The 25,076-nt window shown below is 66.0% G+C and carries 17 protein-coding genes; 15 read left to right on the top strand and 2 right to left on the bottom strand.

Annotation, left to right across the window (positions count from 1 at the left end):
• Window positions 1-404 precede the first annotated feature (404 nt).
• Window positions 405-1,175 (bottom strand): DUF2189 domain-containing protein, encoded by a 771-nt coding sequence (locus tag BDD21_RS02200; protein ID WP_120795751.1) that lies wholly within the window; start codon window positions 1,173-1,175, stop codon window positions 405-407.
• A 322-nt stretch (window positions 1,176-1,497) separates the two neighbouring features.
• Here BDD21_RS02200 and BDD21_RS02195 point away from each other — a divergent pair, with 322 nt between their 5' ends.
• The 11 genes from BDD21_RS02195 to BDD21_RS02145 all read left to right on the top strand — a co-directional run bounded on the left by BDD21_RS02195 (window position 1,498) and on the right by BDD21_RS02145 (window position 18,402).
• A complete protein-coding gene (locus tag BDD21_RS02195) occupies window positions 1,498-2,145 on the top strand; it encodes a CDGSH iron-sulfur domain-containing protein (protein WP_120799698.1) in 648 nt (215 codons plus the stop codon).
• A gap of 220 nt (window positions 2,146-2,365) precedes the next feature.
• Window positions 2,366-2,998 (top strand): HAD hydrolase-like protein, encoded by a 633-nt coding sequence (locus BDD21_RS02190; protein ID WP_120795750.1) that lies wholly within the window; start codon window positions 2,366-2,368, stop codon window positions 2,996-2,998.
• A 158-nt stretch (window positions 2,999-3,156) separates the two neighbouring features.
• Complete coding sequence (locus tag BDD21_RS02185) at window positions 3,157-4,221, top strand: AAA family ATPase (RefSeq protein WP_245969367.1); 1,065 nt, start codon at window positions 3,157-3,159, stop codon at window positions 4,219-4,221.
• 12 nt (window positions 4,222-4,233) lie between these two features.
• Window positions 4,234-5,244 carry a DUF58 domain-containing protein gene (locus BDD21_RS02180; protein WP_120799696.1) on the top strand — a complete coding sequence of 337 codons (1,011 nt, stop codon included), beginning with the start codon at window positions 4,234-4,236 and terminating at the stop codon, window positions 5,242-5,244.
• Complete coding sequence (locus BDD21_RS02175) at window positions 5,241-5,807, top strand: DUF4381 domain-containing protein (protein ID WP_120795749.1); 567 nt, start codon at window positions 5,241-5,243, stop codon at window positions 5,805-5,807. The genes BDD21_RS02180 and BDD21_RS02175 overlap by 4 nt, the downstream gene beginning before the upstream one ends.
• 417 nt (window positions 5,808-6,224) lie before the next feature.
• Complete coding sequence (locus BDD21_RS02170; protein ID WP_120795748.1) at window positions 6,225-7,241, top strand: VWA domain-containing protein; 1,017 nt, start codon at window positions 6,225-6,227, stop codon at window positions 7,239-7,241.
• Complete coding sequence (locus tag BDD21_RS02165; protein WP_120795747.1) at window positions 7,231-9,237, top strand: VWA domain-containing protein; 2,007 nt, start codon at window positions 7,231-7,233, stop codon at window positions 9,235-9,237. Before BDD21_RS02170 ends, BDD21_RS02165 begins: the two co-directional genes overlap by 11 nt.
• A gap of 69 nt (window positions 9,238-9,306) precedes the next feature.
• Window positions 9,307-11,271 (top strand): BatD family protein, encoded by a 1,965-nt coding sequence (locus BDD21_RS02160; RefSeq protein WP_170164667.1) that lies wholly within the window; start codon window positions 9,307-9,309, stop codon window positions 11,269-11,271.
• Window positions 11,272-11,334: 63 nt separating this feature from the next.
• Window positions 11,335-15,402, top strand: coding sequence for a CHASE domain-containing hybrid sensor histidine kinase/response regulator (locus tag BDD21_RS02155; RefSeq protein WP_120795745.1), 4,068 nt, complete (start codon window positions 11,335-11,337; stop codon window positions 15,400-15,402).
• A 180-nt stretch (window positions 15,403-15,582) separates the two neighbouring features.
• Window positions 15,583-16,542: a DUF368 domain-containing protein gene (locus tag BDD21_RS02150; protein ID WP_120795744.1), complete on the top strand. Its 960-nt coding sequence runs from the start codon at window positions 15,583-15,585 to the stop codon at window positions 16,540-16,542.
• A 387-nt stretch (window positions 16,543-16,929) separates the two neighbouring features.
• Window positions 16,930-18,402 carry a Fic family protein gene (locus BDD21_RS02145; protein ID WP_120795743.1) on the top strand — a complete coding sequence of 491 codons (1,473 nt, stop codon included), beginning with the start codon at window positions 16,930-16,932 and terminating at the stop codon, window positions 18,400-18,402.
• Between the two features lie 54 nt (window positions 18,403-18,456).
• Here BDD21_RS02145 and BDD21_RS02140 read toward each other — a convergent pair whose 3' ends face one another.
• On the bottom strand, window positions 18,457-19,377 hold the full coding sequence (locus BDD21_RS02140; RefSeq protein ID WP_120795742.1) for a LysR substrate-binding domain-containing protein: 921 nt from the start codon (window positions 19,375-19,377) through the stop codon (window positions 18,457-18,459).
• A gap of 311 nt (window positions 19,378-19,688) precedes the next feature.
• On the opposite strand from BDD21_RS02140, the gene BDD21_RS02135 reads away from it, so the two are divergent.
• The 4 genes from BDD21_RS02135 to BDD21_RS02120 all read left to right on the top strand — a co-directional run bounded on the left by BDD21_RS02135 (window position 19,689) and on the right by BDD21_RS02120 (window position 25,060).
• The gene (locus BDD21_RS02135; RefSeq protein WP_147430970.1) at window positions 19,689-20,228 is read left to right on the top strand and encodes a hypothetical protein; all 540 of its coding nucleotides are present in this window, start codon (window positions 19,689-19,691) and stop codon (window positions 20,226-20,228) included.
• A 105-nt stretch (window positions 20,229-20,333) separates the two neighbouring features.
• Entirely contained in the window at window positions 20,334-20,801 is a 468-nt protein-coding gene (locus BDD21_RS02130; protein ID WP_245969366.1) for a hypothetical protein, read from the top strand.
• Window positions 20,802-20,965: 164 nt separating this feature from the next.
• Window positions 20,966-21,631, top strand: a complete 666-nt coding sequence (locus tag BDD21_RS02125; RefSeq protein ID WP_245969364.1) for a hypothetical protein — start codon at window positions 20,966-20,968, stop codon at window positions 21,629-21,631.
• A 459-nt stretch (window positions 21,632-22,090) separates the two neighbouring features.
• Entirely contained in the window at window positions 22,091-25,060 is a 2,970-nt protein-coding gene (locus BDD21_RS02120; RefSeq protein ID WP_120795739.1) for a hypothetical protein, read from the top strand.
• The last annotated feature ends 16 nt before the right edge of the window (window positions 25,061-25,076 follow it).

Here is a 25,076-nt window from a genome sequence, read left to right as displayed (position 1 = left end):
CGGATCCGCGCGATTGGGGTGGAATGCGAAGGATCCGGTCCAAGGTGTTGTCCAAGGGCGCTCTCGGCGATGGCTATCGGCAGTGGCTATCGGCGGCTGAGCGACGGAGGCCGGGACCGGATCGCTCGGGATGATAACCCGAAAGCCGTTTTGCGAACGCAATGCCCCGCGCGGCTCGCCGCTCGACCGCCTGCGCTGCCGCTCGGAGCCCGTGCCCCCGCGCCCCGGTGGCTCTGCGACATATCGGCGCGACCGGTGGGGACAAGCGAAGCGCAGTCCACCACCATTGGTCCGAGGATCGGTGGGCTGCGCTCTCGCTCGTCCACCCGACCAACCGCTCTCAACGATCAAGGGCGATCGGCGGGGGCGCGGGAGTTGCGATCTGCTCGGCAGCGCGCGCCGGACTATGCCACCAGCCGCCGATAGCTGTGCCAGGTGGCGTATCCCAACAGCGGAAACAGCACGACCATGCCGACAAAAAACGTGAGGATCCCGATCCCGCTCACGGCGACGATGAGCGCCGCCCACAAGGTCATGGCGGACAGGTTCGAGCGCACGGCGCGATAGCTGGTCTGCATCGCCGTGATGGGCCCGGCGTCTCGGTCGAGGATCATCGGCACCGCGACCGCGCTGATCGTAAAGACAACGGCGGCGAGAAGAAGACCGATCCCGAAAAAGAAGGCCATGACGACAGGGTCGAAATGCCCGGATAGGATGCCGACATAGCCCTCGATGCTCGGTGAGAACATATTGAACTGGACCGCGAAAAGCAGGGCGGAAAGGCGCACCCAGGCTGCGGCGATCAGCCCGAGAAGCAGGGCGAAGAGACTCAGATTGGTGCGTCGCTCCCAAACGAGCTCGAAACCGGCACGGATGCTGACCGGCACGCCGGCCTCGTGTTGACGGGCGGCGACATAGAGCCCGGCCGCCAAGAATGGACCCAGCAGCAAGAGGCCCGTCACGAAGGCGATCGTAAACCAGGGCAGTGCCCAAGTCAGTCCCAGCGTAGCCCAGCAGGCCAGGGTAAAGAGCGCGCCGTAGACGAGGCTGCATGCACGAGCAGCAGCCAAGGTACGAAAGCCGGCGGCGATCCAGTCGAGTGGCTCCGTGATGTCGACCTGGTGGATCGTGGGAGCCGTCTCCGAAAAGGAGGGATGAACGGTCTGCGTTTTCATGAGTGAAGGTCCTCGTTTCAAATGGGCTCGGGGGCCGAGTGTCCTTCGAGATACGACGACTTCCTTGCGCATCGGATCCGCGACGTTGGTCAAAGTTCAAGCTCGCGTTGCATCCGTACGCAGTGAATTGCCGTGCAAGGCGTTGCCTGTTCCTTTGCGGACCCCCACACTCACCCGAGCACGAAGACGGCAATCGCCGCCCGCTTGCGAATCCCCGGGGTCGTTGAGTCGCCCCGGTGCGAGAACCTATCAATCCCAAAACATCGGCGGATCGTCCCGCAACATCGCGGGTCTGGCCCCGGCCGATCCCATCGAGGCACGCATGAGCAAGAAACGGCAACTGGACTTTGCGGGGAAGGAGATCGACGTCCGGTTCGACGGGCGTCTCTGCATCCATGTCGGCGAATGCGGTCACTCCGAGGGAGACCTCTTCGTGGCCGAGCGTCAGCCCTGGTGCATGCCGGACCTGGTGTCGAAGGAGGAGGTCCGCGAGATCGTCGAGCGCTGTCCGAGCGGCGCCTTGACCTACACCGACAAGGCCGGTGCTCCCGAGTCCGCGCCTGCTGAGAACAGCCTGACCGTTGCCTGTAACGGCCCGCTCTATCTCACCGGCGATTTGGAGATCGAAGGTGCCGAAGACGACATGCCCGGCGTTCGTTTTCGCGCAGCGCTCTGTCGGTGCGGGGCGTCAAAGAACAAGCCCTTCTGCGACAACAGTCATGTCGAGGCCAAGTTCGAGGACTATGGTGCCGTGGGCAAGAAGGGGCCGGGGCTCACCGCGACGGGCGGAAAGCTCAACGTCGAGATGCGGCCCGATGGGCCGTTGGTCCTGACCGGAAATCTGAGCATCCACGCCGGCACCGGCCGGCTCGCCTGGCAGGGTGACAAGGCGTTTCTGTGTCGCTGCGGGGCCTCGCAGAACAAACCGTTCTGCGACGGGACGCATAAGAAGATCGGTTTCAAGGGCTGAGCCGCAACTGAACCGCGTCCGGAGTGACAGGCGCCGTCAGTCGCTCTGTTCGGCCTCGTCGCGATCAACGCCGAAGGCGAGACGCGGTTCAGGAATAAAAAACACCATCTTAAACTGCGTCCTCTGCGGTAGCTTCAGACTGAGCTGCAAGTCAGCCTGCCGGAAAACAATGCATAAACCGCGGGACGCAGTTTAACGGGACGCAGTTTATCGAGGGCCGATGGCGGTTCACATCCTGTTCGATTTCGACGGCACCCTTGTCGACAGTCTCGAGGTGGCCTTCACCGCCTTCCGTCAGGTCGGCCCCGAGTTCGGGTGCACACACCTGAGTCGTGAGCGGCTGGAGCGGCTCAGGGGGATGCACGCGCTCGAAGTCGTGCATGCCTTGGGCGTGCCTATGTACCGGCTGCCGCAGCTCGCGACACGGATGCGCCGTGCCATGCGTGCCGATCTGATGGAGACGGCCCCGATCGAGGGTATCGGCGAGGTGCTGGAGACGCTGCTGCAGCGAGGCCATCGGTTGGGTATCCTGTCGTCGAATGCGCGGGCGAGCGTGCACGCGTATGTTCGACGTCACCGGCTGCCCGGTCTGGATGCCGTGATCGGCGGAACCGGCCTTTTCGGAAAGGCCGGAGCATTGCGCCGACAGACCCGCGTGCAGGGGATCGAGCCCGGGCGCTTGGTCTATGTGGGCGACGAGCTGCGTGATCTCGAGGCGGCCCGCGAGGCGCGGGTCCGCTTCGCCGCGGTGGCGTGGGGTTACACGCCATTGGAGAGCCTGGCCGCCGCAGGGCCTGATTTTCAGTGCCGCCATCCGCGGGATCTCCTCTCGATCGACGTGGAGATGCCCTAGGTCACAACTCAGAAACAAGGTGAACGCTTGGCGCGGGATGGATGGGTTTCGCTGTCGCTCTACCCATCCTACGCCGTGACTAGCCCGCGACAACCGGAGCACGGGCGAAAAAGAGACGCATGACGGCAGGGGCCGATGGCGTCCGAGACGACACCACGATGAAGGAACCGACGACCTTGGATCAGATCACCGCCTCGAAACACGACGCCTCAACGACGGCTTCGTCCACGCCCGGCCGCGCTGCTGCCGAGACCTCGCCTGACTTACTCACGAGCGAGTTTTCCGCACTGCGACAGCAGGTCGGCGAGACCATCCTGGGTCAGCGTGACCTGATCGATCGGCTGCTGATCGCCCTGCTCGCCGACGGCCATCTGTTGGTCGAGGGCGCCCCCGGGCTGGCCAAGACCACGGCCGTGAAGGAGCTTGCCGCCGGACTCGAAGGCGATTTCCATCGCATCCAGTTCACCCCGGATCTTTTACCGGCGGATCTGACCGGAACCGAGGTCTATCGCCCCCAAGACGGGACCTTCCGCTTCGATCGCGGCCCCATCTTTCACAATCTGCTGCTCGCCGACGAGGTGAACCGCGCGCCGGCGAAGGTGCAGTCCGCCCTGCTCGAGGCGATGGGCGAGCGCCAAGTCACCGTCGGCCGCGAGACCTACCCCTTGCCGCGGCTCTTTCTGGTGATGGCCACACAGAACCCCATCGAGCAGGAAGGCACCTATCCGCTGCCCGAGGCCCAGCTCGACCGCTTCCTGATGCACGTCCGGGTCGACTATCCGGATATCCAGACCGAGCGTGCCATCCTGCGGCTCAATCGCGAGGAGGCCCGGAGAGATCGGGCGGCTTCTCCGGGTGTCGTCCTGAGTCAAGCCAGCGTCTTTGCCGCACGGCACGCCATTCTCGATATCTACATGGCCCCCGAGGTCGAGGATTATCTGGTCCATCTGGTGATGGCGACCCGCAAGCCCGAGGCCTATTCCCCGGACCTGGCCGGTTGGCTTCGTTTCGGCGCGAGCCCGCGCGCGACCATCGCCCTGGACCGCTGCTCGCGCGCCCTGGCCTGGCTGAACGGGCGCACCTTCGTCTCGCCCGAGGATGTCCAGTCGCTCGCCCCGGATGTGCTGCGTCATCGCGTGCTTCTGTCCTACGAGATGGAGGCGGAAGGCCGCCGGCCGGACGACTTCATCGAGGCATTGCTCGCACGCGTCCCGGCGCCCTAGGCGGTGTTTGGCATGGGAACGAACCTTCCGGGTGCGCCGCGCGCGAAGGACGCGAAGCCGCCTCATGCGGGGACCGAGGGCGTCCTCCCCGCGCTGACCGAGCTGATCGCCCTGCGCGAGCAGGCGCGGCGTCTGGATCTCGCGCCGCGCGGTCGGGTCTTGGCGACGCGCACCGGCGGCCATGTGGCGCGCTTTCGCGGGCGCGGAATGGAGTTCGACGAATCGCGCGTCTATCAGCCCGGCGACGACCCGCGCAACATGGACTGGCGTGTCACGGCCCGGGCCGGTCGTGCGCACGTCAAACTCTTCCGGGAGGAGCGCGAGCGCCCGGTCTGGCTGCTGGTCGACCAGGGTCCGTCCATGCGCTTCGGCACCCGTATCGCCTTCAAATCCGTCGTCGCCGCGCGTGCGGCCGCGCTGCTCGGCTGGGCCGCCGTGGATCGCGGCGATCGGGTCGGCGGTCTGGTCTTCGACGAGACCAGGCATCTGGAGCGCCGCCCGGCCTCGCGTGCCGCGGGACTCCTGCCGCTCCTCGACCGTCTGGCGAGTCCGGCGCCCGCCTTCTCCGCCGACGCGGGGTTGTCCGGCCAGGCCGGCGGCTACACCTCGCTCGGGGACGCCGCGGGACACCTCGTCAGGCTGGTGCGCCCCGGCAGCCTGGTCGCGGTGATCAGCGATTTCGCCGACATCCTGCGCGCGCAAACACGCTGGATGACCGAGCTGGCCGCCGGCTGCGAGGTCATCCTCCTGCCGGTCCACGACAGCATCGAGTTCCAGGCGCCGCCGTCCGGACGCTACCCCGTGACCGACGGGCACCGGCGCGGCCTGCTGGATCTGACCCGCTCCGGAAGCCGCGAGGCGTACGAAGACCTGTTTCGCAGCCGAATGGATGCCTTGGAACGGCTCGCGCGGCGTAACCGCGCCCACCTGCTGCGACTGACCGCCGATATCCCGGTCGGTCCCGCACTGGCGCTCGGTCTCGGCGGGCGAGGGCGTTTGCCTGCCGCAGGGGGCTTCGCATGAACGGCGATCCGCTGGCGCAACTGCGCGACTGGCATCTGCCGGATCCGATCCAATGGTGGCCGCCGGCCCCCGGTTGGTGGATCTCCGCCGCCGTGCTCCTGGCGGTTCTGTCTTGGGTTGCCGGTGTGCGCTGGCGTCGGCATCGGCGACGGGGTGCCGCCGCCCGTTCGGCCCTTCGCGAGCTCGCCGAGCTGCGGACCGCCGTCCGGGCCGACGGGGACACCCGCGCCTACGTCGCCGCACTCTCGCGTCTGCTGCGACGGTTCGCCCTGGCACGCTACCCGCGCGAGCAGGTCGCCGGACTCACCGGGGATGCCTGGCTGGCCTTCCTGGATGCGACCGGCGGCGGGGACGGCTTTCGTCACGGACCGGGTCGAGCACTCGCCGACCTGGTCTACGGCGCGCTCCACGCCGGTGATCCACCACCCAATCCGGATGCCCTGGCCGAGCTAGCCGAAACCTGGATCCGCGCCAACCGTCGCCATGGCGCCCCCTCGCCTCGAAAGGCCAGCGGAACCCGTGTTGCCCCAGAGACCGAAAATCCGCCCCTTGCAACAAGATGACCCCCAAAACCACCCCAAAAACAACCGACGTAGGATGGGTAGAGCGCAGCGAAACCCATCCTCCCCGCGCCGAGGCATCGGTTCCCGCGCCGTTAGAGCGCAGCGAAACCCATCCTCCCCGCGCCGGCGTCTCGGTTACCGCACCGGTAGAGCACAGCGAAACCCATCCTCCCCGCTCCCACGCATCGATTCCGGCACCGGTAGAGCCCAGCGAAACCCGCCTTTTCCGCGTCGCCACAGGGATCGGGCGTTTGAGCGGGGTGGATGGGTTTCGCTGCGCTCTACCCATCCTACGTGTTTCGGTTGGTTCTGAATCGTTCCTAAAACCTTCTGAAACGCGCCGCTCCAAGGCCGAGGTGTCGCGCCACCGCGAGGCCATGCGATGACGATTCAGAAAGCCGACGAGCGCGTTTCAGCATGATCACGCTGGCCTGGCCCCTAGCCCTCCTCGCCATGCCTCTCCCGCTCTTGGCGACCTGGCTCCCGCGCGCCCCCGACGAACAGGGCGCTGCCCTGCGCTTCCACCTGGATTCGGATCTCGCATCGCAGGTCGCGCGCGGCACCCGAGGGACCGGCTCGCTGAGTCCGCGCATGATCCTCGCCTTGGTCGCCTGGGTCCTGCTGGTGCTCGCCGCGGCGCGTCCGGAATGGGTCGGGGAACCGGTCAGACTCCCGGTCTCGGGCCGTGACCTCATGATTGCGCTGGACATCTCCGGGAGCATGGAGGTGGCCGACTACGAGCTGAACAACCGCATGGTCTCGCGTATCGCACTCGTGAAGGCGGTCGCGGATCGATTCATCGCGCGGCGCGAGCAGGATCGTCTCGGACTCATCCTCTTCGGCTCCCGGGCCTATCTGATGACGCCGCTCACCTTCGACCGCACCACGGTCGGGACCATGCTGAGCGAGGCGGTGGTTGGACTGGCCGGGCGCGAGACCGCGGTCGGCGATGCCCTTGCCTTGGCGGTGAAGCATCTGCGCGATCAGCCGGAGGACAATCGCGTCGTCATTCTCATGACCGACGGTGCGAACAACGCGGGGCATATCGAGCCGCTGGCGGCCGCGGAGCTGGCGGCTCAGGCGGGCGTGCGCGTCTATACCATCGGGATCGGCGGCGGAATCGGCGGCGGGATGGCGCAGTCGCGCTCGCCCTTCGGCGGCGTTCCGGCGCGGGCGGGCAGCGATTTCGATCCGGTCACGCTCCAGCGCATCGCCGAGATGACCGGCGGGCGCTTCTTCTCGGCCCATGCTCGCGAGCAGCTCGAAGAGATCTATGCCGAGCTCGATCGCCTCGAGCCGAGCGAGCGCGACGAGCGCTCGCTCACGCCGAGACGATCGCTCTACATGTGGCCGGCGGCCGGTGCGCTGCTCCTGAGCTTCGGGTTGGCCGCTGCGCCGCTGCTGTCCGCGGGGGTGCGCCGTCGTGTGGCCTGAGTTGCAGCTTCTGCGTCCCATATGGCTGCTCGCCCTCGTCCCGGCGCTGATCCTGCTCATGCTGCTGTGGCGACGGCCGGCCGGTGCGCTGGTGTGGCGCCGCCTGGTCGATGCCCATCTGCTGCCGCATCTCCTGGTGGGTGCGGATCGTGCACCGCGACGCCTGCCTCTGTGGCTGTTGGGTTTCGGTTGGCTCCTGGCGACGCTGGCCCTGGCCGGGCCGGCCTGGGAGCGTGTCGCACAGCCCCTCTATGGCACCGGTGCGGCGCGGGTCATCCTGCTCGACCTCTCCCCGAGCATGAACGCGGCCGATCTGAGGCCATCCCGTCTGGCGCGCGCCCGCTTCGAGGTCATGGATCTCCTGAAGGCATCGGAGGAAGGGCAGGTCGCCCTGCTCGCCTTCGGCCCGGAGCCCTTCGTGGTCTCGCCGCTGACACGGGATGCGGCGACCATCTCGGTCCAGGTGCCCCAACTCACGACCGACCTCATCCCGGTGCAGGGAAGGCGCGATACCGCTCGGGCCTTGAACGCGGCCGGGGAGCTGCTGGGACGTGCTTCCGCCCATCGCGGCGACATCATTCTGGTGACCGACGGGGTCGGCGATATGGCCGCGGCCCGGTTTGCCGTGCAGGCATTGGTGACAGGTGGGCATCGCGTCTCGGTGCTTGCGGTCGGCACCTCCGACGGTGCACCCGTGCCCCTGGCCTCGGATGCGAGCCGTGGTTTCGAGCCGAGCAGCGACGGCGGGGTTCGGATCGCGCGCCTGCCCGAGTCCGACCTGCGCGAGCTGGCTCGGCTCGGCAACGGCCGTTACGTCGAATCGCAGGCCGGCGACGCGGACACCCGCGCACTCATGGGCCTAGGCTCCATGGATGCGGAGTTGACCGAGGAGCCGTCGTTGCTGTCCGATCAATGGCGCGAGGAGGGGCCTTGGCTGTTGCTCGCGCTCTTGCCCTTCGCTGCATTGGCCTTCCGGCGCGGATGGCTCTTGTCGATCCTTGCCTGTGTCATGATCCTGCCGCCGTCCCCGGGCTGGGCCTTGGAGTGGTCCGACTTCTGGTGGCGACCCGATCAACAGGCCGCCCGTCAGTTCGAGTCCGGCGCGAACGCCGAGGCGGCCGAGCGGTTTCGGGATCCGGCGTGGCGTGCCGCCGCCAGCTATCGGGCCGGCGATTACGCGCGCGCACTCGCGGCCTTGTCCGACGTGCCGGATCCTGATGTGGACTACAACCGCGGCAATGCACTGGCTCGCCTCGGACGGCTCGACGAGGCCATCGCCGCCTACGAACGTGTGCTGGAACGCGATGCAGACCATGCGGATGCGCGTCACAACCTGGAGCTGCTCGAGGCACTGCGGGACCAGCCGCCGGAGTCGTCCGAGAACGGAGAATCGGGCGACGGCGATGGCGAAGGCGAGGGCGGCGAACCCGCGGACGGGTCGCAAGGCCCCTCGGGCAAAGAGCCCTCGGGCGGTGGTGCAGATCCGTCCGACGCGCCCGGAAGCGGCGACGCGCAAGCCGACGCGACCGAGAGCCCAGAGGACTCGGAGGACTCGGCGGGTGAAGGCACGGAAGGCTCGGATGCGGCGTCCGAGCCCGCGTCCTCGGATGCATCCGCAGCCGAGCCGGGGACCGACGCGTCGTCCGATCAGACCTCCCCGAACCGAACCGAAACCGGACCGGCATCGAGCGGAAGGTCCGGACCGACCGGCGATCCGGGGAATATCGGACCGGACGATATCGCCGAGACCGAGGATGTCGCGCTTCCGGAGGAGGCACCCGCCGGATCGGCGCAGCCCTCGGAAACAACCTCGGATCCGATGACCGAAGACGCCGCGCCGACGGACAGCACCTTGTCGGACGCGCGGAGCCCCGAGGCGCTGGAGCGCGAGCAGGCGATGGAGGCGCAGCTGCGTCGAGTCCCGGATGACCCCGGTGGCTTGCTGCGACAGCGGTTTCTCCTGCAGCATCTGCGCCGCGAGGGGCGCTTGCCCTGAGCCGCGTCATGCGCGACAACGACACCTCGACACGCACGCATGCGTCGACCTTGATCCTGGATGTGTAACGTGATTCGACTCGACCGGCCATCTCCTCCCCGCGCGCGCAACACGACCGGCAAGCGGCCTCGGCCCCCGCTGCTCGCCGTCCTGCTCCCGATGCTCTATGCCGCCACGCTGTTGACGGTTCCGCTGTTGACCGCCCTGACGGTCGTCGCTCCGGTGCTTGCCCAAGGCACGGTCTCCGACGGCGTTCGCGCCGAGATCGATCGTGAGCGAATCGCCGCGAACGAGACCCTGATCCTGCAGCTTTACGGCGACGGTCGACTCTCCGGGGAGCCCGAGCTCCAGGCCCTGGAGGCGGATTTCGACATCCTGAGTCGGAGCCAGAGCGAGCGTATGAGCGTTCTGAACGGCGCCGTGTCGCACACGCGCGAATGGCGTATCGAGCTTGCCCCCAAGCGACTGGGTCGACTGGAGATCCCCACGCTGGTGTGGGGCGCTGCGCGCAGCGCGCCGCTCACGGTCGAGGTCGTCGAGGACGCCGCGGCCGGTGACCCCGCCGCCGGCCCGAAGCCCATCTTCGTGCGGACCGAAACGGACGCGCCGGCTCCCTACGTGCAGCAGGCATTCCACTATCGCGTTCAGGTGCTCTACCGCGAGCGCGAGGCGCCGCAGCGGGCGGTCCTCTCCGAGCCGCAGGTGGAGGGTGCGACGATCGCGCGCGACGGCGAGGATCGCGCATCGGTGGAGATGATCGACGGCATGCGGTATCAAGTCATCGAACGACGCTTTCTCGTGGTGCCGCTGCAAAGCGGCCCCCTCGTCATTCGCGGTCCGCGGCTCGAGGCGGTCATGCCGGCGCCGCGGCCGGCCGGACGCAGTGCGGCTGACGACTTCGACGCGCTGTTCGGCGCCGGACCCTTTCCCGGGCTGTCGGGAATGAGCGCCGGCGGACGGCGGATCGTGGAGCGTGCCCCCGACCTGGAGATCCAGGTCCGTGCGCAACCACCCGGATCGAGCTCGCCCTGGTTGCCGGCGGAGTCCGTCGAGATCTCCGACGAGTGGATCCCCGCGTCGCCGCGATTCCAGGTCGGTGAGCCGGTAACCCGTGTTCTGACGGTCACTGCGCGCGGCGCCACCGCGGCCCAGTTGCCGCCGCTCATGCTCGATCCGCCGGACGGCGCGCAGATCTACCCCGGTCAGACGCGCGCCGAGGACCTTCCCGGCGTGGGTGCGCCGGTCGGACTCAGGAGCCTTGAAGTGGCCTTCGTGCCGACCCGCCCCGGGCCTGTGACCCTTCCCGAGGTGCGTGTTCCCTGGTGGGATACGGGCGAGGATCGCGAGCGGGTGGCGATCGTACCCGCCCGGACGCTGGAGGTGGCCGCTGCGCCGGCGGGAACCGCGGGCGGCGGGTCGACCGGTGCCTTTGGGAGCGCGGGAGAGTCGGCGCCGCAGGACACGGCCGCCATGCCGGATCGCGTCGATGCGGACGCCGAGCCTCGACAATCGGGTACTCTGCCGTCCATGCTGGAAGACAGGCTGCGTCGGGCCATCGCCGGCCCGATCGGCCTCGGGCTTTCCGCGCTCGGCCTCATCGGTCTCGGTTGGCTCGCGGCACTCGTTTGGATCAAACGGGGATCGCGCCTTCGCGAGGCCCCGGATCGCTTCGAAACCCGCGCCGCGCCGCAGGCGCTGCGCGAAGCACGCAGGCGCGTCGAGCAGACCTGCCTGGACAACGACGCCCGCGGTGCGCGCATCGCCTTGCTGGACTGGGGGCAGGTCCGCTGGGCCGGGCAGGCTCCGGCGGGGCTCGGCGCTTTGGCCCGGCGGCTGGACGATGCTGCGGCGGCCGAGACCTTGGCGCAGCTCGACCGAGCCCTCTATGCGGGCACCGGTGCCGGCGCAGGGGCCGGGGCCGCATGGGACGGTGTCGGTGCTTGGCAGGCACTCGCGCCCTGTCTGTCCGATGACGAGGCAGCCGTGTCCGATCGTTCGACGGCCCTGCCGGAGTTGTATCCGCGCCGGATCTGACACGACCGCCCGAGGGCTTGCGCTGATCGGTTCAAGAGGAACACCGCGAGGCATGGACACCCGATGACAACCCCCGTCGTTTCTCGGAAGGCCGTTTCCCGGAAGGCCGTTTCGCCGAAATCCCCATCCACGGTGGTCTCGACCGCCGGGCTCTTCGCCCTCCTTCTGGTCGCCGGCACCCTGCTCGTCGGTTGGCAGGTCTCCCGGACCGATCGCGAGATGCGCGAAGACTTCCTGGTCGAGGCGCGCATCATGGCGCAGGCCGTCCCGGTCGAGCGCATCGCCGCCTTGTCCGGAACCCCCGATGACCTGACGACGGACGTCTATCGTCGACTCAAGCAGCAGTTCGCAGCCGTGACGACGGCCAAGCCAAGCTGGCGTTTCCTGTATCTGATGGGGCGTCGGGCAGACGGAACCATCTTCTTCTTCCTCGACTCCGAGCCCGCGGGCTCGCCGGACGAGTCCCCGGCCGGCCAGGTCTACGAGGATGCCGCCGAGCCCGATCATCTGGCCTTCGACAGCGCCGAGCCGATCGTCCACGGTCCTTTCACCGATGCGTGGGGCACCTGGGTGTCCGCGCTTGTCCCGATCCTGGATCCGGGGACCGACGCCGTGATTGCGGTCCTGGGCGTGGATCTCGACGCGGGTGATTGGCGGCGTCGTCTGGTCCATTCCGGCGTGGTTCCGACGGTCTTCGTCCTGACGCTCGCCCTGATCCTGCTCGGCGGCTCGGCCGCGTTGGCTCGACGTCGACGTCTCTCGCCCGAGCAGCAGGTCCGTCGGCGCCACCTCGAGGCCGCGCTCGCTGTGTTGATCGGGCTCACGCTGACCGCGGTCGCGACCTGGTCGGCGCAACGGATCGAGGCGCGTAATCGCGAAGACGCCTTCGAGCAGCTCGCCGCGTCGCAAACCGCCCGGGTTGCCGACGAGCTGGGCGGGGTCCGCGATTTCGCGCTGGAGGGGCTTGCGCGCTTTCTCGAAGGTGCGCAACAGATCGATCAAGAGACCTTCCTCGGGTACGCGGGGTTTCTGACGCTCGATCACGCGATCGACGCCTGGGTTTGGGCGCCGGTCGTGGCGGCGGCGACGCGTGCCGCCTTCGATCCGGACGGCACCGGCATCCGTGAGCTGGATGCCGAGGGCCGACCCATCCCGGCCGGCGCGCGCGAGGTCTACTTCCCGATCGCTGCCGTCGTCCCCGAGTCGGCGCGCGCGAGATTGTCCGGGCTGGATTTGGGGGCGGATCCTGTGCTGCGCGCGGCGCTGACCGAGGCGTTACGCTCCGGCCTCATGACCGGGAGCGACCCGGTCGATCTGAATCGACCGAACGGGCCGGGTCGGGAAATGCTCGTCTTTCGCCCGTTCGAGCATGTCGGGCGCTCGGGCCGCGAGCGCGGGTTCGCCGCTGCGGTCATCGACTTCGATCGGATCCTGCTGCGCAGCAACGGCGCCTCTCGGCGTGCGGATGCGTCCGTCTTGATCCTGGACCTTTACCAACTGCGCGCGGGTGAAAGACCGGAACGCCTGGCATCCACTGCCGCCGCGGATCGCCGAGGTCTCGGGTCGACCCTCCCGACCGATCGCGCGCGTGCGGCGTCTTTGTTTCGTCCACTGCTCGTCTCCGGGCAAACCTATGCGATCCTCGCCTCCGAAGGCCCCGAGTTTTCGTCCCTGTACGCGCAGCGTGCGGCGGCTGTGGTGGGCGTCTCCGGCCTGCTCCTGACCCTCGCGTTGAGCGGGCTTATCGGGACCTATTCCAATCGGCGCCGTGTGCTCGAGCGCACCGTGCTGGAGCGCACCCGTGAGCTGGAGGAGGGCAAGGGCCACTTGGAGGCCACGCTGCGTTCGATCGGCGATGCCGTGATCAGCACGGATGCCGCGGGTCGGGTCACCAGTCTCAACCGCGTCGCGGAGGTCCTGACCGGCTGGCCGATGGGCGATGCCTTGGGGCGCCCGATCCCCGAGGTCTTTCGCATCATCCATGCGCGGACACGCTCGGAGGCGGAAAACCCTGTTTTTCGGGCGCTGGCGGAGGGCGTGGTGGTCGGCTTGGCCGATCAATCCGTGCTGGTCGACCGCGAGGGTATCGACCGACAGATCGCCGACAGTTGCGCACCCATCAGGCTTGCGGACGGCGCCGTCCTGGGTGCCGTGCTGGTGTTTCGGGATGTCACCGAGGAGTCGCTGATCCGCGAGGATCTCGCGCGAAGCTCGCGGCTTCAGATGATCATCATGAACCTGGCCATGGAGTTCGTGAATGTGCCCTTGGACCGGTTGGACGAGCAGATCAATCGCGCGTTGGCTCGCATCGGAGCCTTCGCGAACATCGATCGCGCCTATCTGTTTCGCTATGACTTCGCCGCGGGTGTCATGTCGAACACCCATGAGTGGTGCGCACCCGGTGTGACGCCGGAGATCGACAACCTGCGGGATCTGCCGTGCGGGCTCTTCCCCGAGTGGGTCGACACCCACCGCGCGGGCAGGCCGCTGCATGTCCCGCTCGTCTCGGATCTGCCGCCGGACAGGCATCTCAGGCAGGTGCTCGAGCCGCAGGGCATCAAGACACTCATCACATTGCCGTTGATGAAGGGCGAGGTCTGTTTCGGATTCGTCGGGTTCGATGCCGTTCGGGATGCGCGTGAATGGACCGATGTGGAGCGCTCGCTCCTGTCGGTCTTCGCGGAGTTGATACAGAACGCCGAAATGCGCAAACAGGCCGAGGAAGGGCTGCGGGCGGCCAATGCGGAGCTGCGTGCCGCCAACGTCCGCGCCAACGAGATGGCGGTGAAGGCCGAGCTCGCGAATGTGGCCAAGAGCGAGTTCCTCGCGAACATGAGTCACGAGATCCGCACGCCCATGAACGGCGTCATCGGCATGACCGGGCTGCTGCTCGATACCGAGCTCGACGCGACACAACGGCATTTCGCCGAGGTCGTGCGCGGCAGTGCCGATTCACTCTTGTCGCTGATCAACGATATCCTGGATTTCTCGAAGATCGAGGCCAACAAGCTCGATCTCGAGATCCTGGATTTCGATCTCCATCGCATGCTCGACGACTTTGCCGCAAGCCTGGCGATGCAGGCCGCTGCCAAGGGTCTGCGATTCGTGTCCGCGCTGGATCCGGCTGTTCCGGTCATGCTGCGCGGGGATCCGGGACGGCTGCGTCAAGTCCTCAACAATCTCGCCGGCAACGCCATCAAATTCACGCGGCAAGGCGAGGTCGTGATCGAGGTTCGGCGACTCGACGCGGTACAGCCGGAGCCAATGCCGGAGCCCATGCCGGATCCCGTGCCTGATTCAGTGCCTGATTCAGTGCCGGAGCGGGCGCCTGCCGCCGACCCCGAGCTGACCTTGCTGTTCACCGTTCGGGATACGGGTGTAGGCATTGCACCCGAGAAACAGGAATTGCTGTTTCGCAAGTTCAGCCAGGTCGATGCCTCCACGACGCGCGAATTCGGCGGAACCGGGCTGGGGCTTGCGATCTGCAAGCAATTGGCCGAACTTATGGGCGGCGAGGTCGGTGTCCGCAGCGAGCCCGGGCGGGGCTCGGAGTTCTGGTTTACGGCGCGTCTGGGTGTCCCGGTCGCAGAGCAGACCTCGCCGAGCGTGCCTGCGGAGCCTGCCGGTGTCCGCACCTCGGTGATCGAGGAGTCGGCCGGGTCCGCCCGCTTGCAGGGTCTCGTCCTGGTGGCCGAGGACAGCCCGGTGAACCAGACCGTGGCGCTGGGCATGCTCAAACGGCTCGGGCTGCGTGCCGATGCGGTCGGCAACGGCCTGGAAGCGATCGAGGCGCTGAGCACCATCCCCTACGACCTGGTCCTGATGGATGTGCAGATGCCCGTCCTGGACGGACTCGAGGCCACGCGGAGGATCCGCGAGGAGGCATCGCCGGTGCTCGACCGCCGCATCCCCGTCATCGCGATGACGGCGAACGCGATGCAGGGCGACCGCGAGGCCTGTCTGCAGGCGGGCATGGACGACTATGTCGCCAAGCCGGTCAAGTCCGAGGCCCTCGCCGAGGCGCTTGCGCGCTGGTTGCCGCATACCGCGGCAACCCGGGTCCGCCGGATTCATCCGGCACCCGGGGACGGGCGACTTCAGTCGCCCGAGAGCGCCCGCGGGGCGGACTGAAGTCCGCCTCCCCGGGGGCCGACTGAAGTCGGCGTACCCGGGCGTGCCGACTGAAGTCGGCGTACCGGGGAGGGCCGACTGAAGTCGGCGTACCCAGGGGGCCGACTGAAGTCGGCGTACCGGCGACGCGTACCGCAACGGGCGCGGTTTCATTTTTAATTGATCATTTAAGGATAAACGATGTCGCGCTTAAGCCTGATCCTGAAGGGTGGTGCCATGGGTGTTGCGGAGGTGATCCCGGGGGTGTCCGGCGGGACCATCGCCTTCATCAGCGGCATCTACGAGCGCCTGCTCGATGCCGTGAAGGCGTTCGGCCCGGGGCTGATCGGCGAGTATCGGCGCGAAGGGCTCGCCGGTCTCTGGCGTGCGATCGACGGGGGCTTCCTGTCGCTCCTGCTCGCCGGAATGGCGATGGGCATCCTGGTCGGCGTCTTCGGTGTCTCCTGGATGCTCGAGCATTATCCGCCGCTGATCTGGGCCTTCTTCTTCGGGCTGATCCTCGCCTCGATCCTCTTTATGGTCCGGCGTATCCCGCAATGGCGCGCCGGCGAGGTGGGGCTCTTCGTCCTCGGGGCGATCCTGGCGTTCGGGATCACCATGCTCACGCCCGCGAGCGGCAACGAGGCGCTCTGGTTCGTCTTTCTCTGCGGCGCCATCGCCATCTCGGCACTCATGCTGCCGGGCGTCTCCGGGAGCTTTATGCTGCTGGTGCTGGGGATGTATCAGTTCATTATCCAGGACACCCTCAAGGGGCTGTTGGTCGACTTCTCGCTGGATAAGCTCCTGATCCTGAGTGTCTTCGCCCTAGGCTGTCTGGCCGGGATGATGACCATGTCGCGCCTGCTCTCCTGGACCTTCAAGCGCTACAGAAGCCTCACCCTCGCCATCCTGACCGGATTCCTGGTCGGCTCGCTCAACAAGGTCTATCCCTGGCGCAACGCCGCGGACTGGTTGCGGGACAGCTCGGGTCAGGTCGTGATGGCCGCCGACGGTCTCACGCCCGAGAAGATCCTCTCCGAGGTCAACGTCCTGCCCTCCGGCTACGAGGGCGACCCCCTGGTCCTCGGCACCGTCTTGACCTGCACGCTGGGATTTCTTCTCGTCTATGCCTTCGACCGCTTCGGACCGCGGACGGACTGAGTCGGTCTCCAGACATTTTCATGCCGGAGTGTCGAGCATGCGAGGCACAAGCAACCGTCGGCGGAAGTTGTGCTTCCTATCGTCAGCACAACCTAGTACAGCACGTGAGATGTATCGAGACCGTTCGTTGTCGTTGTCGTTGTCGTTGTCGAGCATCGATAGGACAACGACAACGACAACGACAACGAACACGAACACGAAGACTCAGGTCTGCCCCTGCCAGACTTGCATTTACGCGTTGTCATGGACGACGGCCACGGCTTGACCCTGAACCTGGGTCCAGGGACTCATAATGAGACGATTTCGATGATCGGCCTGATTGGCGCTATGATCTGAATTCATTTCGATGCCCCTGAGGTTTTTTCGAGTGCTGCCCGCGACCGCGCGATGCAACGTCTAGGTTACGCGTACCTGATCGATCGATTCGGCCTGCCGGTGGTGCAGAGCGGACCCGTGGCGCGCACGTCGCGATCGGTCAATCGGCGGGTGGACACCGACGCCGAGATCTTGTTTCCGGTCAGTGTGGCGCTCGACGATAGCCCGCTTGGCCATCTGGGGTTCGCGCTGCGCCATGAAGGCGTCGATCTGGCGGTCATCGCCGCGGCTCTTCGGCAGATTGCCCGCGAGGACGTCATCGCCGGATTGCGGGCGACCCCCAACGGCGACTCCGTGCGGCGCATCGCGTTTCTGTGGGAGTGGTTCTACGAGGCCCCGTTGGATGCCGGCGTGGCGGTCTCGGCACGTTATGTGGAACTTTTTCCCTCCGACCGCTATGTCACTGCGGCGCATCCACGACGACAGGCGACCTACCGTGTGCTCGACAACGCATTGGGTGATCGCCGCTTCTGCCCGGTGGTCTCTCGCACGGCCGCTCCCGGATGCGACTTCTTGCCGTCATTGCTTGCCCGGTTGAGTGCGTTTGCCGCCCAGGCGCGCCAGGACGGCAGCTACGCGCGCACTCTGCAGTATCTGTATCTTTCGGAGACGCGCGGGAGTTTTGCCATCGAGCGCGAGACGCCGAGCGCAAGCAAGGAGGCGCGTTTCGTGCAGCTGCTCCACAAGGTGTCGGAGCAGGCCGCCATCGACGAGGAGCGGTTGGTCGAGATTCAGAATGCATCCGTGCGGGATGTGTATAGTCAGGAAGCCGGTTATCGCACGCGGCAGAATTGGCTGGAAAGCCACACAGGCCGTATCCGTTTTTTTCCGCACCCGCCGGAGGGCTTGCGCGAAACCATGGCGGGTTGGGAGTCATTCATCAATGACCGCTCGCGCGGCATCGATCCGCTCATCCAAGCCGCCTGTGCTGCCTTCGGTTTCGTCTATCTGCATCCGTTCATGGACGGCAACGGACGCCTCCACCGCTTTTTGATTCATCAGGTGTTGGCGCATTCAGGCTTGGTCCCGGCGGACTTGATCGTACCGGTGTCGGCGGTGATCATGAAAAATATCCCCGAGTATCATGCCGTACTGACTGGATTCTCCGAGCCGACGACACGGCTGTGGGATTACCGCCGCCATGACGATGGCCCGGAGATTCTCCGCCATCCCGGGCCAACGCCCTATCGGTATTTCTGTGCCGATCGGGAAGTGCGCTTTTTGACCGCGATGATCCAGGTCGCCATCGAGGAGGAGATTCCTCGCGAGCTTGCCTATCTGAGCGGCTATGATCAGGCGGTTGAGCGCATCGATGCGCAATTCGATCTTCCGCAAAAAGACATCAGTCGCCTGGTGCGTATGATTCAGGGGAACGGTGGAACACTCTCGCGGAATAAACGCTCGAGTTTTCCGAGCTTGCCGGATGATGTCGTCGAGCGCGTCGAGACCATCGTCCGGCAGGCTTTTTCCGATACACATCGATGACGAACCACGGCGGTTTGGAGGATGGGTTTCGCTTCGCTCTACCCATCCTACGAGCTACGAGCCGATGGCGTCGCCGATGGTGGTCGGGGTGATCTCCGGTGCGAGGACGCTCAGGAAGTTGAAGACATGGCGCGGGGGGGAGGCCCAGCGCGGCAGCACCAGGTCCGTCGTCAAGGGCCGGAACAGATGGGTCACATCCAGCCCGCATAGATTCGGGTATTCGGCGGCCGAAAAGGCGGATTCCGCCACGATGGCGACGCTGATCTTGCTGTTCACGAACTGCAGGATCAGGTGGCTGCTGGCGAACGAGATGTTCACCGGAGAGTCGAGTCCGGCTTGAGCAAACGCCTGGTCGATGACAAGGCGCGATGGGGCCATGGTTTCGTAGGAGCAGACCGAATACTGCGCAAGGTCTTCGAGCCCAATCATCGGCATCCGCCGCAGTGGATTGTCCCGCGGCACGACCAACAGCAGCCGCCACTCCTCGACCGGAAAATAGAGCAGGTCCGGATCCTGGTCCGGTCCTTCCGCCAGCAGTCCCAAATCGGCTTGGCCGACCCGCAGCATGGCGATCGCCTCGATCGTGTTTTCCTCCGAGACGGTCACATTGACCTCGGGCATCATCTCGTGAAAGTCGACCACCGCATGATGCAGGAGGTTGTGCGCGGCGTGCCGATTCGCGACGACCTTCAGATTATCGTGCCGATCGTTCGCGATCGAGCGACCGATCTCGCGGATCCGCCGCACGTCGATCAGCACACGCGCGACGATCTCGGCGATCTCCATCCCGGCACGGGTCAGACCGACCAAGCGCTTTCCTTCGTGGAGGAAGAGCTCCACCCCCAGTTCGTCGGCCAGCTCGATGAGCTGGCGGCTCACGCCCGGCTGAGAGGTGTAGAGCGTCTTGGCGGCGGCCGAGATGTTGAAATCCTGCTCGATGACCTCGTGGAAATATTCTAATTGTCTGAGTTTCAATGCCTTAGATGCCTTTTGCGTTGGGCATCCGGCCCTATAGCTTCCGGGTATATAAGCATAGCCTAAAGGTATTTCACCCGCGAGTCACCGCCGACCATACTCCAGCCATGCGGATCGAGCAACGGGCCTAAGCCCCGAGACCGCATCGAGGGTTCGGGGCCACTGCGGCGTCAAGCCCGGGAGGGTTTCCGGACGATCGAGGTCGGCCAGGGACGGCCGCGTGTCCGACCGGACAAGCCTCGCCGATCCGCCGTTTCGAGTATCAACAGTACGCACAGAACAGGGTGAATGAGATGAGAACTAACACGACGATGAAACTGACGGCATTGGCGGCGGCGATGGGGATGCTCGTCGGTGGTGGCGCGTTCGCGGCTGATACGAACGTAGCTAGTCAGGACGTGGGTTACCAGATTGACGAGGTCGCGCTGATTTCGGTGGACGGCGATCCAGGCGATCTGGTCATCAATACGACAGTAGATGGCGCGGCCGGGGCAATCCTTGCCGACGACACGGATGCCAGCTCCACTTGGGCGATCACGTCGAACAAGGGCACGAACGCGAAGAAGGTCACGGCTGTGTTGACCGGTGATATGCCCGCGCATACCGAGTTGTTCATCACGCTAGCAGCACCGACGGGCGCCGTTTCCGAGGGAACAGGTGAAGGTGAGAATGGTGTTTCTTTGAACACTCGGTCAACCGGTGCCAAGGCGGATGCTCAAGATGTCGTCACCGGGATCGACCCCGTGGCCGAATCCGACAAGACCATCACCTATCGCTTCAGTGCCGACGTGGAAGCGGGTGTCGTGCCACGCGCCGAGGCTGAGGTGACCTTGACACTCACGAACACCTGAGTTCGAGTGAGGGCAGTGTCTTCGGCAAGGATCCCGAACGGCCCACGTGGCCGTCCAGGGATCCGTTCGACGGCTTGACTCCACGTGCCCCAAAGTATTCATCCCATGCACATCTTCGGCCTCATGCTGGCAACTGGAGTGCTATCGCTCAGTGCCATTCCCGGCGCGAACGCGGCGAGCGTCAGCCTCATGGGCGATTGGTTGCCAACGATCGGAGCGCCCGAGCTCGTCGGAGGGGCCGGGACGGATTTCCGTTTCACCATCGAGAGTTCGGCCTATCAGGCGACGCTTAGCGTGGCCTATACGGGCGGGGCGCCTTGGCGTCTTGTCGTCAACCGTTCCGGATTCAGTCTGCCGGCGGGTGTTACGCTCGCCGTTCGGCGCAATGGCAGCGGAAGCTGCGGTAACCTGATCGGCGGGCTCGACTATCTAACCGTGAGCGATCAGGGTCAGGAATTGTTCAGCGGCACGGGCGATTGCAGCGGTATCGGGATTCAGCTCAGGCTCGAGGGGGTTTCGATCCGCCAACCGCCTGGTTTCTATGAGACGACCGTCCTCTATACGGTCCAGTGACGAGGGTTTCGGCAATGTGCCGATCGATGGGTTGGGTCTCTGTCGCGTTGGCTCTCGTAGCGTCGATGCTCTTCAGCTCGGTGTCGGCAGGGGTCTTTGTCAACAGTGATATGACGCAAGAGAGGGTTGCCACGCCAGGTGAAACCTATCGTGGAACCATCGTCTTGAAGAATCTCGCCGACACGCCCGCCGAGGCGAAGGTCTACCAGACCGATTACAGCTTCACGGCTGATGGGAGCAATGAGTACGGTGAACCCGGACGGCTTCCGCGCTCCAATGCGCGCTGGGTCAGCCTGAGTCGCGAGCTGGTCACGGTGCCACCCAAGGGGACCGAGCTACTCGATTATGAGGTCAAGGTTCCCGCCGGCACGAGTCTGTCGGGTAGCTATTGGAGCCTGATCATGGTCGAGCCGATCGCCCCGGACTCGGGAGAATCGGCGGCCGAGCTTCCGGAAGGGACCGCGCGCATCAAGCAGACGCTGCGTTACGGGATTCAGGTCGTGACGCACTTGGGTAGCCCGGGTCCGGCCGGGCTGGAGTTCACCAATCCGCAGGTCATCAAGGATGACGATCAGCGCCTCTTCGCGATCGATGTCAAGAACACCGGACAACGCTTATTGAGACCGACGCTCTCGCTCGATCTCTATAGCGCTTCGGGAAACCCGATCGGTAAGTTCCAGGGGATCGCCACGCGTTTGTTCCCGGGAACCTCCGCTCGGTTCAAGATCGATCTCGGCAAGACTCCCGCAGGCCAGTATCTCGGCCTCGTCGTCGCCGACGGCACCGGCGACAACCTCTTCGGCGCCAACGTCGAATTGGAGATCGAATAACCTCCTTGGTCCGGGCTGACCGCCCGCGGAAGCGGGCGGTCAGCCCGGACCAAGGACACGCGTCACCCACTCCCGGCGGTCGGCGTCGGGTCGGGTTCAAGCCAAGGACGCCGCTAAGGACAGGCGCGGGCAGAACCCTTCCCGGCTCCCTCCGTTCGGGAACTCACAAGGACGAGCGTCGCGTTCCCGGGCGGAGCCCTGGGCCCGCGACGACTCGATACGGAACAACAGAACAACAACCCGCGACCGATCGGCCAAGCCCAAAGGTCGCACAGCTCGGTCAAGGGTGACGCACGCCACTGGATCTGTCGCTCCCGGTCCGGCTCAGGCTCGGACCGCCGCGCCGCTCGCCTTCACGGCGGATGCGGTGCCTCGGTTCGCGCAAGGCCGACATGCCGGTGAGCGTCCGAACGCTCAGCGGTCCAGACGGTCGACGCCCGCGACCCGGAGGTTTTCCGGATGTCCCGGCCCGACGGCCGCAACCACGCAGACTTCGCATCCCGATACGCGCCCCGGCGCGGCGGGCGCGGTGTGCGGTGGTTCGAGCGGCTGCTTCCGGGTCTCGCACTCCTCTCCTGGGTCCTTCTCGCACTCCTCCTGACGCCCTCGCCGGTCTTCGCGCAAGCACGCGGTGTCGATGTGCGCCCGATGGACGCGCGTGTCTTCACGGTCGATCCGCGCGAGGTGGTCACGGTGGTCTTTCAGGTGTCCAACCGTACGGGCGGCGCGGCGGACCTGGAAGGTCGGCTGCTGATGCCCGAGGGCTGGCGCGCCATCACCCCCGAATTCCCCTTCACGCTCCCGCCCGGCGGGACTGTGATGCGCTTGGTCAGCTTCTTCGTGCCCGAGGGCACGGCGGCGGGCGGGTATCGCGTGAGCTATCAGGTCGGCATTCGCGGTCGCCCCGGTGCCTTGGGCGGCTCGACCTTGAACGTGCGGGTGCGGCCCGTCTTCAAGCTCCAGGTCGACATCCTGGAGATGCCGAGCATCGCCATCGCCAACGAACCCTACAAGGCGGTCTTTCAGATCGGCAACTCCAGCAATACCGCGCTGACGGTCGGCTTCGGCGCACAGAGCAGCCGCGAGTCCAAGATCGAGCCCGCGGTCGGCACCCTGACGCTGGCGCCGGGCGAGTCGCAGCCGATCGAGATGACCGTGCGCCCGCCTGCCCTCACCGAGCCGACGCGCGACGAGATCAGCCTGACCGCGACCGCTGCGGTGGGGGATCAGGGCGAGACCCTCACGGATACCGCCAAGCGCAGTGTGGAGACCCTGCCTCGCGTGACCGGCAAGGAGGCGCCGCCGCACAGCATCAAGACCTATTTCACGCGCCGCGTCGGCGGAAGCTGGAGCGGGCGGGACGACGGTCAAAACGGAGCGGGTGTGCAGCTTGAATGGTCGGGCAGCGGATCGGTCGACGGCACCCAAGAGCGGATCCTGAGTTTTCTGCTGCGTTGGCCCGGATTGAACGACGAGACGGTGTTTGGACAGGACAGCTGGTTCTACGTGGACTATCGCGGGCGCGACTTCGACGTGACCCTCGGCGATGCCAGCTATGGTCTGTCGCCGCTCACCGAGATGGGTATAGGCGGACGCGGGGCCAGACTCGCGTGGCGCGGCGAAGGCATCGAACTCTCGGCCTATCATGTCGGCTCCTTCGACTTCGGCGACGACGACGCCTTTCTGCAGGGCCACCAGACCGGGCTCGGACTCCTCTACGCGCTGCGCCCGACCTGGATGGTGGGGCTGAGCTTTCTCGACCAAACCGACAACGAGAACGGTCACAACCGGATCCTCGGCGTGCGCCAGACGGTCGATCTGACACCCGAGACGGTCTTGGATGTCGAGGTTGCCGGCAGTACCGGCGATGCGGGATCGGGCATGGCCTTTTGGGGCAATCTGGTCAAGCTGGGCGCGCCTTGGCGGTACCGTCTGACCCTGCTGTATTCCTCGCCCGACTATGCCGGCTATTACCAGAATCAGGATCGCGCCTATCTGGATGTCGACTATGCGCCGCTCGATCGGCCTTGGAGTCTGACCGCCTTCTATCATTACGATCGCGACCATCTCAACGCACAGCAGCGGCGCCAGTACGTCGACGAGAACGACTTCTACTGGAACCCGGAGAACTGGGGTTGGTACGGGCCGGACAGCGAGGAGCACGAGGCCGGCATCCGGTTCAACTGGCGCACGGCCGACGAGACCCGCTATTCGGTTGAGCTGCGTCGTCGTCAGCGCAGCGATCTGAACCCGGCGCCGACCTTCGACGAGGTCGAGAACAGCGTTCGATTCGGCTACGGCAAGAGCTTCAAGGATCTGAATCTGAGTCTGAATACCAGCCTCGAACTGGGCGAGGAATACGACCGGGTCACCGGCGAGAGCTCCGCGACGCAGGCGTTTCGCGGGTCGCTCTCGTGGCGCGCGACGCGGCGCCTGAATCTGGGCGGCTATCTGTCGTGGGAGAACGAGGCCGCGGCGACCTTCGATCAAGCAGCGCGGTTCACGGGCGGGGCGAGCGTGAACTATGCCGTCAGCCCCAAGTCGGACCTGAGCCTGAATGTCCAGGGTCAGCAATACAACAACCAGAACAGCGTGATCGCCAACGCGTCCTACCGGTATCGGCGCGACAACGGGAGCCTGATTACGGTCCAGGCGCGCCACGGCTCGCGCTATGCGTCCATCTACGACAACGGCATGAACATGGAAAACAGCATCATGCTCTCCTACATGGTGCCGATCGAGGTGCCGACCGTGCCCCGGCGGGATGTGGCGACCGTGCGCGGCCGTGCATTCGACCAAGAGACCGGCGCCGGGTTGTCCAACGTGGTGCTTAAGCTGGATCGTCTGGTCGCCATCACGGACGAGAACGGCTATTTCATGTTCCCGTCGGTCAAGCTGGGCGTCTACGACCTGACGCTCGCGGGCGGCAGTCTGCCGGTCGGGATGATCCCGACGCTGGAGATGCCGCGGCCGGTGGATCTCTATTTCGATGCGGGTGCGTCGATCGACGTGCCCTTCATCCGCGGTGCGACCATCGCCGGCAAGGTCCAGCTCTACGAGCCGGACGCCAGCCTGCTGCCGTCGCAGACCTTCGTGCGCGTCGGGCAGGGCGTGAAAGCCCCGCCGCCACCGACCTCCGAGGAGCTCAAACCGAGCCGCGGCCTGGGCGGGATCCTGGTCGAGGTGCGCAGCGGCGACCAAGTCTATCGCCGTCTCACCAACGGCAACGGCGAGTTCCGCTTCGCCGGTCTGCAACCCGGCACCTGGACCGTGACCATCGACCCCGCCAAGCTGCCCGAGAACGCGACGATCGAGGAGACCGGCTACACCCTCGACGCCGAGCCCAGCGCCGACCAAACGCTCGAGTTCAGGGTCGAGCTGAAGATCCGCACCATGCGGATGCTTGCGCCGTTGAAGGTGAAGGGTTAAACCGCGTCCAAAGCGA

This window comes from Thiocapsa rosea, assembly GCF_003634315.1.
GTDB classification, from domain to species: domain Bacteria; phylum Pseudomonadota; class Gammaproteobacteria; order Chromatiales; family Chromatiaceae; genus Thiocapsa; species Thiocapsa rosea.
Note: the sequence above shows the minus strand (reverse complement) of the source record. Positions and strands in the feature narration are given on the sequence as shown.